This window comes from Neoluteolibacter marinus (assembly GCF_014904755.1).
Classification (GTDB): Bacteria; Verrucomicrobiota; Verrucomicrobiia; order Verrucomicrobiales; family Akkermansiaceae; genus Haloferula; species Haloferula marina.
On record NZ_JACZFQ010000097.1, the window covers coordinates 146,718 to 159,331 of the forward strand.

10 protein-coding genes and 1 tRNA gene are annotated in these 12,614 nt (G+C 65.3%); 8 read left to right on the forward strand and 3 right to left on the reverse strand.

Features of this window, described 5'->3' with window-relative positions; genetic code table 11:
• The first annotated feature begins 46 nt into the window (after positions 1-46).
• From IG178_RS19170 to IG178_RS19190, 5 genes are all read left to right on the forward strand, one after another.
• The gene (locus tag IG178_RS19170) at positions 47-640 is read left to right on the forward strand and encodes a hypothetical protein (protein ID WP_193214196.1); all 594 of its coding nucleotides are present in this window, start codon (positions 47-49) and stop codon (positions 638-640) included.
• Between the two features lie 127 nt (positions 641-767).
• On the forward strand, positions 768-1,889 hold the full coding sequence (gene ychF / locus IG178_RS19175) for a redox-regulated ATPase YchF (RefSeq protein ID WP_193214197.1): 1,122 nt from the start codon (positions 768-770) through the stop codon (positions 1,887-1,889).
• 82 nt (positions 1,890-1,971) lie between these two features.
• On the forward strand, positions 1,972-3,459 hold the full coding sequence (locus IG178_RS19180; RefSeq protein WP_193214198.1) for a S1C family serine protease: 1,488 nt from the start codon (positions 1,972-1,974) through the stop codon (positions 3,457-3,459).
• A 23-nt stretch (positions 3,460-3,482) separates the two neighbouring features.
• Entirely contained in the window at positions 3,483-5,015 is a 1,533-nt protein-coding gene (locus IG178_RS19185) for a S1C family serine protease (RefSeq protein WP_193214199.1), read from the forward strand.
• A gap of 104 nt (positions 5,016-5,119) precedes the next feature.
• A tRNA-Phe gene (locus tag IG178_RS19190) sits at positions 5,120-5,192 on the forward strand.
• Positions 5,193-5,197: 5 nt separating this feature from the next.
• Here IG178_RS19190 and IG178_RS19195 read toward each other — a convergent pair.
• Both IG178_RS19195 and IG178_RS19200 read right to left on the reverse strand, forming a co-directional pair.
• The gene (locus IG178_RS19195) at positions 5,198-6,037 is read right to left on the reverse strand and encodes a D-hexose-6-phosphate mutarotase (RefSeq protein ID WP_193214200.1); all 840 of its coding nucleotides are present in this window, start codon (positions 6,035-6,037) and stop codon (positions 5,198-5,200) included.
• Between the two features lie 174 nt (positions 6,038-6,211).
• Positions 6,212-8,431 (reverse strand): hypothetical protein, encoded by a 2,220-nt coding sequence (locus tag IG178_RS19200; protein ID WP_193214201.1) that lies wholly within the window; start codon positions 8,429-8,431, stop codon positions 6,212-6,214.
• 171 nt (positions 8,432-8,602) lie between these two features.
• Between IG178_RS19200 and IG178_RS19205 the strand changes: the two genes are divergently transcribed.
• From IG178_RS19205 to IG178_RS19215, 3 genes are read left to right on the forward strand one after another with little or no spacing between them, the layout of a single operon-like run.
• Complete coding sequence (locus IG178_RS19205) at positions 8,603-9,127, forward strand: hypothetical protein (protein ID WP_193214202.1); 525 nt, start codon at positions 8,603-8,605, stop codon at positions 9,125-9,127.
• Positions 9,124-10,590 carry a DUF1800 domain-containing protein gene (locus IG178_RS19210; RefSeq protein ID WP_193214203.1) on the forward strand — a complete coding sequence of 489 codons (1,467 nt, stop codon included), beginning with the start codon at positions 9,124-9,126 and terminating at the stop codon, positions 10,588-10,590. The genes IG178_RS19205 and IG178_RS19210 overlap by 4 nt, the downstream gene beginning before the upstream one ends.
• A gap of 4 nt (positions 10,591-10,594) precedes the next feature.
• Complete coding sequence (locus IG178_RS19215; RefSeq protein WP_193214204.1) at positions 10,595-11,725, forward strand: DUF1501 domain-containing protein; 1,131 nt, start codon at positions 10,595-10,597, stop codon at positions 11,723-11,725.
• 68 nt (positions 11,726-11,793) lie between these two features.
• Here the strand turns inward: IG178_RS19215 and IG178_RS19220 are convergent, their stop codons facing one another.
• Positions 11,794-12,588 (reverse strand): 3-keto-disaccharide hydrolase, encoded by a 795-nt coding sequence (locus tag IG178_RS19220; protein WP_193214205.1) that lies wholly within the window; start codon positions 12,586-12,588, stop codon positions 11,794-11,796.
• Positions 12,589-12,614: the final 26 nt, after the last annotated feature.

Below are 12,614 nucleotides of genomic sequence, written 5' to 3' on the forward strand. Positions count from 1 at the left end.
TTTGTCTAAACCCCTGCCAGCGGGTGGACATCCGGAGTCTGCAGTGATGAAACCCCAAACCCTTCTGGCCTTCTTTCTCGCCTCGGCAGCCCCGGCCTTCGCCGCCGTCGGCGTGGTCGAATCCACCGGGCAGTTCCTGGTGAACTCCTCCGTGGTCTACCTTTCCCCCACACCGGGAGGCACCGCCAACCCGACCCTCGACGGCTACGATTTCGGGAGTTTCAACCCGCTGTCGGATACCCTGGAGCTGACCAACTGGTTCGTCGAAAACTATGCCTACAATGCCGGGCCGGGCAGCGACAACTGGATCACCGACAGCAATTCGGCGACGCTCTTTCTCAGCGTCGGCCTCTCCGCCAATGACCAGATCCTCGGCCACGCCGGCGCTTCGGGTAACAACCACTTCTGGAACAACACCGGCAACGGCCCGGTCAACCTGCTCGACGGGCTTTCAAACGGAACCTACTCGCTGAGCGTCTCGCTCGCCTACACCTACAACGATTGGGACGGCAGCTCGACCTCGGTCCTGACAAGTTCCGGCAATTCGTTGGCAACCGCGAGCTTTACCGTGGTGCCCGAACCCGCGGCCGCGCTCCTCGGCTCGATCGGGCTTCTGATCCTGCTCGGCCGCCGCCGTTGATTCCTTTCCCCCAGAGTCCAAGGAAGTCCGGTCGGCTCGTCCGGCCGGGCTTTTCTTTGGCTCCGGGCACAAGTTCCGCATTCCGGCGTTGGCAAGCCGCCGGCTCTCGCCTAACCCTCGCCGCGCCATGCTCAAAGCCGGAATCGTCGGACTCCCCAATGTCGGTAAGTCCACCCTCTTCAACGCCGTCACCCGCACCCGCAAGGCGGAAGCGGCCAACTACCCTTTCTGCACCATCGATCCGAACGTGGGCATCGTCACCGTGCCCGATTCCCGGCTGGCCGTGCTTTCGAAGATCTCCGGCTCCCAGAAGCTGGTGCCGACCGCCATCGAGTTCGTCGACATCGCCGGCCTCGTCGCCGGTGCCTCGGAAGGCGCCGGTCTCGGCAACAAGTTCCTCGCCAACATCCGCGAGACCGACGCCATCGTGCAGGTCGTGCGCTGCTTCGAGAACGACGACATCATCCACGAACTCGGCTCGGTCGACCCGATCCGTGACATCGAGGTAATCAACGCCGAACTGATCCTCGCCGACATCGCGGCCATGGAGAAACGCCGGGTTTCTCGCGAAAAGAAGGCCAAGGGCGGCGACAAGGAATCGAAGGCGGAAGTCGAGCTGATCGACAAGCTGATGCCGCACCTCAACGACGGCAATCCGGCGCTGACCCTCCAGCTCAGCGACGCCGAGCGCGAGCTGATGAAGGACTTCTTCCTACTTTCCGACAAGCGCACCATTTTCGCCTGCAACGTCGCCGAAGACGAACTGGCCGACGCCCAGAAAGACCCGGATTCCCATCCGATGGTCGCCAAGGTCCGCAAGTACGCGGCCGACGCCCACGCCGCCGAGGCGATCGTCATTTCCGCCCGGATCGAGGAGGAACTGATCGACCTGGAGCCCGAGGAAGCCGCCGAGATGCTCCGTGAAATGGGCGTCGACGATTCCGGCGTGTCGGCGTTGATCCGCGCCGTCTATCACCTGCTCGGCCTCCGCACCTATCTGACCACGGGAGTTCAGGAAACCCGTGCCTGGACCATCAACGAGGGCGACAAGGCCCCGGCCGCCGCCGGTGTCATCCACACCGACTTCGAGCGCGGCTTCATCGCCGCCGAGGTCGTCCACTACGACGACCTGGTCGCCGCCGGTTCCAAGAATGCCGCCAAGGAAGCCGGCAAGGTGCGGATCGAAGGCAAGGAATACGTCGTCAAGGACGGCGACGTCATCGAGTTCCGCTTCAACGTCAGCAAGTAGCCGCCGCCCGGCCGGCGGAACATCATCGGGGCGGCGCGGCATTCCCCTTGCAGAGGCGGCGTTCCTTCGTAGCCTCGCGCCGATGCTCGCGCGCTCATTCGTCACCCTCGCCTTGCTGATCGCCGGCCCTTCGCTGGCGCAGACGGCCACCCCGAAAATCCCCCCGACTCCCGCCGGGGCCCCCTCGGACATCTACCGCTCGGTCGTCCGGATCGAGGCGGCGGTGCAGGTGCCCGATTATGAGACCCCTTGGAACAGCGGACGCTTCGGCGGAGGCATCGGCACCGGCTTCCTGATCGGGAAGAACCGCTTCCTCACCAACGCCCACGTCGTCTCCAACCAGCGCCGCCTGCTGATCACCATCCACGGCAGCCCGCGCAAGTACCCCGCCCGCGTCAAGTTCGTCGCCCACGACTGCGACCTCGCCCTGCTCGAGGTGGAGGACTTCACCGACTTCGAGAAGTTTCCGGTCCTGCAATTTGGTGACGTTCCTCATTTGGAAAGCCAGGTGCGGGTGATCGGCTATCCGATCGGCGGCGAGCGCCTGTCCGTCACCCGCGGCGTCGTTTCCCGCATCGACTTTTCCTCCTACTCCCACTCCCGGGCCGACCAGCACCTGATCGTCCAGATCGACGCCGCCATCAACCCGGGCAACTCCGGCGGCCCCGTGCTGCAGGACGGCAAGGCCGTCGGCGTGGCATTCCAGGGACTCATGCAGGCCGACAATACCGGCTACATCATCCCGACCCCCGTGGTGCGCCGTTTCCTGAAGGACATCGAGGATGGCACCTACGACCACTACGTCGATCTCGGCATCTCGACCTTCCCGCTCTTCAACCCGGCGATGCGCAACGCCCTGAAGCTGCCGGACGACGGCAATGGCGTGCTGGTCACCGACGTCACCCCCACCGGCGCCTGCGACGGCATCCTCAAACCCGGTGACGTGCTCCACGCCATCGACGGTCACATCGTCGACAGCGCCGGACAGATCCTGCTCGACGGTGAAAAAGTCGATCTCAACGAAGTCGTCGAACGCAAGTTCGCCGGCGACACCGTCGCCCTGCGCTGGCAGAGCGCCGGCACCTGGAACGACCGCGACATCGAGCTCAAGACCCTGCCGCCGGCGCGGATGTATGCCATCCAATACGAAAAGAACCCGCGCTACATCGTCTTCGCCGGCCTCGTTTTCCAGCCGCTCGACACCAACCTCTTTGCCACCGTCAAGTTCGACGATGTCAACGTGCGCCGCCTCTATTCGGACTACGTGCCGAACGGCATCTTCACCGAGCGCGAGGACATCGTGGTGCTTACACGGGTCGAGAGCGACCCGGTCACCAGCCAGCTGGGCGGCTTCGAAGGCCACGCCGTGGACAAGATCAACGGCGTCACCGTCAAGAGCCTCAAGCACGCCCATGAATTGCTGAATCCCGACACCCTGCCGGAGTTTTTCGTGATCGAGCTCTTCGGTGCCCCGCGCCCGGTGGTCATCCCCGGCAACGTCGTCGCCGCCGCCAACGAACGCGTCAGCAAGACCTACAACATCCCGCGCCTTTCCAACCTCACCGAGTGATGAATCTCGCACCTGACATCCTCATGCGTCCCCTTCTTCTCCTGCCCCTCGCCTTCCTGCCGGGCTGCGAACGCCACGAAGCCGTTCCCGCCGTGCCCCCGGTCGTCGTCGAAGTTCCCGTCGCCGGACCAGTGATCGGTCCCGATGATCTGCTCGACTCGGTGGTGCGCATCAGCACCACCCAGCAAGCCTGGGACCCGGCGGAACCGTGGCAAAAGAACAACCCCGGCCAGCGCCGGGCCCTCGGCGCGATCGTCGGCGACCAGCTGGTCCTGACCACCTCGGAGATGGCCGCGGACGCGACCTACATCGAGTTCGAATCCTCCGATGGCAAGCGCCTCGCCCCGGCGAAGGTGATCGCAGTCGACTACGAGGCCAACCTCGCCCTGTTAGGTCCCCAGTCGGAGGAAGACGCCAAGTTCTTCGAGGGCACCGAGCCGCTGGAAATCGCCGAGCCGCCGAAACCCGGCGACGCGCTGGAGATCGTCCAGCTCGAGACCAACGGCACCCCGCTGGTCACGTCCGGAAACATCCAGAGCATCGACGTCGTCTCCAACTTCCTGCCCGGGCAGTACTTCCTCACCTACGAGGTGAAGGCCTCGATGCAAAGCTCGGCCAACAGCTTCTCGCTGCCCGTGATGCGCGGCGACAAGCTCGCCGGGATCCTGACCAGCTACAACTCCAAGGACCAGATCAGCGACGTCACCGCCACCGACATCGTCTCGCGCTTCGTCAAGGAGGCCGCCGACGGCGAATACTCCGGTTTCCCCTCGCTCGGCATCGCCATCACCCGCACCGAGGACCTGAACTTCCGCCTCTGGCTGAAGCTCCCGGAGGACGACGGTGGCCTCTACATCTCCAGCGTCCGCCCCGGCAGCGCCGCCGAAAAGGCCGGACTGAAGAAGGGCGACGTCATCGTGTCGATCGACGGCCACACCATCGACCGCCTCGGCTACTTCGACGATCCCCACTACGGCCGGCTCTACTGGAGCCACCTCGTCCGCGGCGCCAAGGCCAGCGGCGACAAGGCGGTCTTCGGCATTCTCCGCGACGGCCAGCCGCAGGAAGTCGAAGCCGTGCTGGACCGCCTCGAGGAAAGCGACCAGCTCGTGCCCGCCTACACCTTCGGCCAGGCGCCGTCGTATCTTGTCAAGGGAGGCCTGATCTTCCAGGAACTCACCCGCCCGCTGCTCCAGTCCTTCGGCAAGGAGTGGCAGTCCCGGGCACCGCTCAAGCTCCTCGATGTCTACGAGAACCCGGAGAAGTATGAATCGCGCGCGCGCCGCGTGGTCTTCCTTGCCAATGTCATCCCGACCCCTGCCACGGTCGGCTACGAGCCGCTCCGCAACCTCATCGTGAACCGCGTGAACGGCAAGGAGATCAAGGACATGGCCACCCTGATCGAAGCCTTCGACACGCCCTCCGAGGACGGCATGCACCGCATCGAATTCGAGGACGAGAAGTTCTCCGTTTACCTCGATGAAACGATCTCCACCGCGGTCGACGAGCAACTGATCCAGCGCGGACTCAACCGCTTGTCGCGGGCGGAAAACTGAGGTCGCGACCACTTCTTCGGCCGAGGTGATTTTCCTCCAATTTTTCGGTTGTCAAAACCGGAGGTCCCCCCCTAAATCCCCGCCCACCCCGCAAGGGGCACCAAGGCTCGGTAGCTCAGTTGGTAGAGCAGCGGATTGAAAATCCGCGTGTCGGCGGTTCGATCCCGTCCCGAGCCACTTCCTCACCTTTCGACCCGTAGCGTCGTCCTCAGGACGGCGCTTTTTTTCGGCCCGAGCACGACGGCCAGGTCATTGGCAATCGCGGCTTCGATGCAGACGAAGTGGCGGAATCCATCGTCCGGGAGATCTCCCAGCGCGGCGGCCTTCGCGACCCAGGGGTTCCACACCACCGTCGACGGACTGCCATCCTTCTCCACCACGACCGAGCGCCCCGCCACCTTGTCGATCATTCTAACAGACTGCGTGCTCCGGTAGATCCGGTCCACCTCGCGGTCGATCCGCAGGTCGCCCGCTTGCCCCTTCACCGCCGCCTCCCCCACCGTGTCGAGATACTCTACACCGTCGAGCCCCTCGATGAGGATCTCCCCGACATCCGCGACCCGCAGGTAGGAATGCAGCGCCCCGCTGACCGCGACCGGATGTTCACCGGGATTGGTCGATTCCAGTGAAACTTCCAGCGTCCTGCCCATCCGGACCGTGAGAGCCGCGGCCCACGGGAGATCGACCAGCGAGAACCGCAGTTCGACCCCGTCATTGTCCCCCGTAGTGTCATCGAGTTGCCAGAAGCGGGACCGCGCAATCCCGTGCGCCGGCTGCTTCGGGTCGGACGGGTGCGCATTGAACCACGGCCAGCATACGGGGATCCCGCCGCGGATCGCCTTGCCTTCGCGGAACACCGCGTCCGGACTCAAGTAGAGCACCGGATCCTCACCGGCGGGTTGCCAGTCCATGACGTGGGCTCCATGCAGGGCCACGCGACCACGACAGCGCGGATGATCGACTTCAAGCACCGGATAACCGGGAACGAGGTCAACCAGGCGGACGGACGACGGAAGATTCATGCCGGAATCTCAACACGGAGCGAATCGATTGCGAGCGCGACCACGCGTCATATCGATGCCGCGGAACGCGGTCATCCATTCGATCCGCTCATACCCCCCGTCGGCCACCCGGACACGAAAAAGGCCTCCCTTGCGGGAGGCCTTGGCATCGCGGAGCGCGGCACCCTTTCACGATCAGCGGACCTTGAAATGCAGTGTGGTCCTCAGCTTGCCGCCTTCCTTGCGCTCGGCAACGCTGACGCTGTCGAACTCCTCGAAGGCTTCGAGTCCCTTGCGGATGCGCGGCAGCTGCTCCTTGAACTCGGCATACTGGGGCATTTCGCCGAAGGCATCCCCGCCCTTGGTTTCCATCAGGGTGGTCCACTCCGCGGCGAACTTCCGCAGGGCGTCGAAATCGAGCTCCATCCACATGCCCTTGCGCTCGCCGCCGGCACCCGCTTCCGCCTGGGCGATCAGGTCGAGCGACTGGAGCTTCGAGGTGGAAGCCACGAACCACTTGTCGCCCACCGTGACCGAGGGCAGGAAGTCGTCGTTGAAGAAGGGGAAGGAGAAGAAGTAGGTGACCAGGTCGTTCTTCTCGGAGCTGATCGGCTTCTGCATCGGGATCTCCTCGCCGGCCAGTTCACTGAGGGTCTTGAAGATGTTCTTCAGCGAGCCGTCGATCTGTCCCCATGAATCGGTGAGCTTCGACCGGTCGGTCACCGGCGAAATCACCGAAGCACGCACGAAGCGCCCGCCATCGACCAGATCCTGGGGCATGCCGGGGATCGGCGGCATCGTGCCCTTGAGGTCGACGACCAAGGCCGTCTCCTCCCCGAGCCCGGAACCGGCAACGGACAGCGCGTCCCACAGACCGAGCGCATCGGCCCGGAACTTGTCGTTGAACATGCCGAAGCCCTGCTGGAAACCGGCAAACTCGCCGGCATCCTCGATCTCGAGACCGGCAACCTTCTCGGCCATGGCGTAGGCGGTCTCGACGATCACCTCGCCATACTCGCGGGCCCGCTTCGAGTACTCCGGGGTGGTGATCCAGTTTCCGAACAACATCACATCTTCCCCCTTGCCCAGTCCGCCGAGCTGGTGACCGGCGGTGAAGTCGATCCCGCCGCGGTCGGTGCCGCCGAACATCTCGAACTTCACGCCTTCATCCAGGACCACCAGGCCGCCCACCGACTCCGAGCTCGCCAGCGCGAGCAGCGACTCCTCCTTGTCGCCGATCAGTTCCAAAAGGCTCGCCAGATCACGGGTATCGCCCAAGCCATCTGATCCCGCGAGACCGTCGCGGATGCCCAGCGCCATGTCCTTGAGGGAACCAGCCACGCTTGCCTTGACGAGGCCTTGCTCGCCATAAAGGAAACCTACCACCTTCTCGTCCTTGTAGCCGTCGACGAAGGAAATTGAATCATTGGCGGCGAGGGAATCGTCCACCGACTCCACCAGCGGGCAGGCTTCCGCGTTGTCGCCGAGGTAGAACATCACGTAGTTGCCCAGCGTGCCGGCCGCGAGGACCAGGTTCTTCGTCTTCATCGCGGCGATCATGCGGTCGACGTCGGCCGGCTCGAGCGTTTGCTCGATGTCGCTGCGGGATTCCTCCATCTGCGAGGCGAGGAATTCACCCGAGATCTTGTAGCCCTTGAACTCGGCACCCCCCTGGGTGAACTCGGCCGGTTCCACGGCTTCGCCCAGCAGTTGGGGCAGCGATTCCAGGCTCGAGGTAAGGTTCTCCTTCGCCATCCCGAGCGACTCTTCGTCCAGAGCCTTCACCCCGACCAGTACCGGCGGCATGGCGGCCCCTTCGAGCAGGGCCATCTCCTTGCCCAGTTCCTTGGTCATGCCCATCATCGCCTCGGCGCTCGCCTGCGACATGCCGGAGAGGTCGCCCTCTTTCGCCCCTTCGACGAAGGCCTCGGTCATCACCCGCATCTGGTAGTAGTTGCTGCGCTGGCTGAGCTTCATCAGGTTGGCCAGCTGCGGACCGGTGCCCTTGCCGGTCGCCATGAAGATCTCCTGCCCGATGAACTTGCCGGCGGCTTCAAGGTCGTCCGCGATCTCCTCCTCGGGATCCATCCCCTCTTCTTCCTGCGCGACTTCCCGGATGAAGCCCCAGGTCTTGAGCGTCCTGAGCCGGTTGACGATCTCCTTGCCGTCGTAAACGGCCATCACGCTTTCCGTCTCCTTGGAAAGGTGGGCAACAATGCCGAGCATCGCGGCGCGCTCGCCGGCGGTGAGTGACTTGACCTCGGGTGCCGGGGTGTCGCCGGGAGCGACCATGGGAGTTTTCTCGACCTCGACGGCGGCCTCCGGTGCAGCGCTTTGCTGCTCTTTCTTCCCGCAAGAGCTGAGAACCAGCGCGGACGCCGGCAGGACGGACAACCAAGGACGAAACGATTTCATAACCCGGCGAAGCTACGGGAATCCACGAAGATGCGGCAATTCCAAAGCTCGGGCGATTTCCCATAACAAGCCCGATGTAACCTCCATGCCGCCGCTTGCCGTACCCTTGGCAACGGGGTGCCGGCGCCATCGGCCCGGTGGCTCCCCAACCCGATGAACCGAGCTACCGCCATGGATTACCTCACCACCGCCAATGTCCTTCTCTGGGTGTTCCTCACCATCGCCTTCTACTTCGTCTTCCTCAGCCACTGGCTGGTCGCCTCGTCGCTCTTCCCGGACTATGTCGAAAGGTGCCAGGAGCAGTATCGCCGGCCGGTGGTGACCACCCTGGTCGGTTTGCTCTTCACCGTGGTTCCCATCGTTGCCGGGCTGACCCTGGCGAAGATCGCGCCCCCGGCCTTGAAGTGGACCGGCATCCTGATCACCGCGGTTCCGGTCATCACCGGCCTGCTCGGCACCGCCGGGCTCGCCCGCCGCGTCGGTTGCGGCATGCCCTCCCCCGTCGATGAAAACCAACCGTGGCGGCGCGTCCTGCGCGGCGGGACCGCCCTTGCGCTGACCTTCCTGCTGCCTCTGCTCGGCCAACTGGTCGTGATTCCACTGGTCGTGGCGAGCGGGGTCGGTGCCAGTGCCCTCGCCTGGCTCGGCCGCAAGCAACCCGCCGCCGGAACTGCCAGCCTTCCCGCCTCGCAATGATCCCCCGCCGCAGCCTGTTGAAAGCCGCAGCCGCCGGAGGAGCGGTGGCGGGAGTCGGTGGATTCAGCGCCTTGTCAAAGTGGGCCGCGCCCCTGCTGGCGGACAGCGGCGACGGGTTCGACCCGTTCCGCGCGCCGGAAGCCGGGGACATCGACGATGCCAGCCATGTCATCAACCGCCTCACCTTTGGCCCACGACCCGGACTGCACCAGGAGGTGACCCGGATCGGCGCACGCGCCTACATCGCCCGGCAGCTTGACGCCGATTCGATCGACGATCGCTGGACCGACGCCCGGGCCCGCCGTTTCGAAGCCCTCCACGCCTGGCCGCTGGGCGAACTGCTTGAATATGACTCCCGTGAACTGCTCGACCAGCTGACCCGCCACAAGATTCTCCACGCCACCCGGTCACGGCGGCAGCTGAAGGAAGTGATGGTCGATTTCTGGAGCGACCACTTCAACATCGACCCGTCCAAGGGCGACTCCCGCTGGCTCAAGCCCGCCGATGACCGCCACGTCATCCGCGCCCATGCCCTGGGAAAGTTCCCCGACTTGTTGAAGGCGTCCGTTCTCAGCCCGTCGATGCTCTGGTACCTCGACGGCCGAGTGAACCAACGCGCCAGCGCTTCCGGCGGACCGAATGAAAACCATGCCCGCGAACTGCTGGAACTCCACACCATGGGAGTGCACGGCGGCTACACCCAGCGCGACGTGATGGAAGTCGCACGCTGCCTGAGCGGCTGGACGGTGCGCGAACGCGCCAAGGACCGCTTCGCCGTCGGCAAGGTCGAGTTCAATCCGGAGCGGCACGATGACGGTCCGAAAACAGTCCTCGGCAGCACCATCCCCGCAGGGCTGGGCGAAGGTGACCTGGATCGGGTGATCGACCTGCTGGTCCGGCATCCCTCGACCGCCCGCTTCATCGCGGAAAAGCTATGCCGTCGCTTCATCGCCGACACTCCACCTCCCTCCGCCATCAAGGTCGTCGCCGACACCTTCTCCCGGTCGGCGGGTGACCTCCGGACGACCCTCGGCGCCCTGTTCGAAACCCCGGAGTTCTGGGCCTCGCGCGGGAACCGGATCAAGCGGCCGTTCCACTTCGTGGTCTCCGCGCTGCGGGCCACCGCCGCCCGGACCGACGGCGGTCCGGCCTTGCAAGATCATCTCCTGCGGCTCGGCCACGCCCCCTTCCAGTTCCCCACGCCCGACGGCTACCCGCTGGAAGCGCGGCCGTGGATGGCCACCCTGCTCTGGCGCTGGAAGTTCGCCCTCGATCTCGCCGGCCAGGCCATTCCCGGAACGAGCTTCCCGGAGGAACGCCTGGTCACCTCCGCTGGCAGCCAGGCCTCGTTCGCGGCCCACTTGCTGGGCCGACTTCCCACCCCGGAGGAGATGGTAGCCGCCACCTCGTCCGGCGCGCCACTCGCGATGCTGCTCGCAAGCCCCGCCTTCCAAACCTTTTGAGCCCGTGAACAGCCAGGTCACCACCTTCGTCAATGATCAACGGGACGCCTCCGGCACCCTCGTCGTCGTCTTTCTGCGCGGCGGCGCCGATGGCTTGAACATGATCGTTCCCCACGGCGACGACCACTATCACACCGCGCGTCCCGGCATCGGGATCCGCCGCGGGGAAACGATCGATCTCGACGGCTTCTTCGGACTCAACCGCCACCTTGCGCCACTGCACCCGTGGTGGAACTCCGGCGACCTGGCGCTGGTCCACTGCGCCGGATCCGAGGACGAGTCGCGCTCCCACTTCGAGGCCCAGGACTTCATGGAGCACGGCGGACTCGCCGCCGGAGGATGGCTGGGCCGCTTCCTGCGCGCCCGGCCCGATGCCGGCCAATCGCCGCTGACCGCGGTCGCCATCGGTGCCACCCTTCCGGAATGCCTGCGGGGTTCACCGTCGGCCGCGGCGATCCAATCGATCGACGAATTCGGCCTCGGCCCCGCCGCACCGCCTGCCTTTCTCGAGGGTCTCGCTGCCCTCTATCGTGCGACCCCGGGCGAACTCGGACCCGCCGGTCGCAGCGCCCTTGCGGCCGTGGATCGCATCCAGGCCCTCACCGCAAACCGCCACGCCCCCGCCAACGGCGCGGACTATCCGGCCGATCCATTTTCCACGGGACTGCGCCAGATCGCCCGCCTGATCAAGGGCCGCGTCGGCCTGCAGGCCGCAACGATCGACCTCGGCGGCTGGGACTCCCACATCACGTCTCCGGTGATCATGGACGGCCCCATGCAACAACTCGCCCGCGGCCTGCACGCCTTCGCCACCGATCTCGGCGCTGCCGAACTCGCCAGCACCCAAGTGGTGGTGATGACCGAGTTCGGCCGCCGCGTCGCGGAAAACAGCGCTGCGGGTACTGACCACGGCCGGGGCGGAGCAATGTTCCTCTTCGGCGGCGGCGTGGCCGGAGGCAAAATCCACGTCGACTGGCCCGACCTGGACACCCAGCTCACCGGCCCGGGCGACTTGCCGGTTCTCAACAACTACCGGGACGTGCTCGCACCGGTCCTCGCCCGTCTGGCGCCGGGGACCGACCTTTCCGCGGTGCTCCCCGGACACCCCCTGCAGCCTCTCCCGCTCTACTCCTGACCCGGCACGAAAAAAAAGGGAGAAGCCGGAACGCGCCGGCTTCCCCCTTTGAAATTCGAGACAGACGATTACTTCTCCTCGTCGTAGGTCCCGATCGGGCGCACCCAGATGTTGCGGAACTCGATCGGATCGCCGTGGAACTGGAGCTGGATCGGGCCCGTCTCCGGGTGCTCGGCGGGATAGCTTGCCAACTGACGGAACTGGGTCGGCCCCAGGAACTTGCGGGCGTTGTGGAGCACCACGCCGTTCTCGATCACCGTCGCGGTCGCGGCTTCCACGACCTTGCCGCCCTCGTACTTCGGCGGCGTGAAGAGGATCTCGTAGCTCTGCCACTCGCCCTGCGGCGCGGTGGCATTCACCAACGGCGGGGTCTGGCCATAAAGCGCCCCGGCCGTGCCGTCCGGGTAGGTCTTGTTGCCGTGGCTTTGAAGGATCTGCACCTCATAGAGCCCCATCAGGAAAATCCCGCTGTTGCCGCCACCCTGGCCGTTGACCTTGCGGTCGGCGGGGACCCGCCATTCGATGTGCACCTGCACCGGACCGAACTTGTCCTTGGAAATCAGGGTGCCGGGAGACGCCACCAGACTGCCGTCCTTGATCTTCCACGTCGCCGGTTTGCCGTCGGTGGTCCAGGCGTCCAGTGAAGTGCCGTCGAACAGCACCTTGGCATCGCCCGGGGCCTTGACGCTGACCGCGCCCGCCGTCTCGACGACCCGCGGCTGCGGCCGGGTGCCGTCGTGAACCTGCCACGGGGTGCCCGGAATCACCGGCGTCCCCGGTTTGATGCCGAATCCTTCCTCGCCCAGGGCTGCACCCCCGACTGCCAGGCAGCCGGCCATCACCGTCCATTGGATCGTTCGCATGAGTTCAGTTGGCACAACGTCGCTGG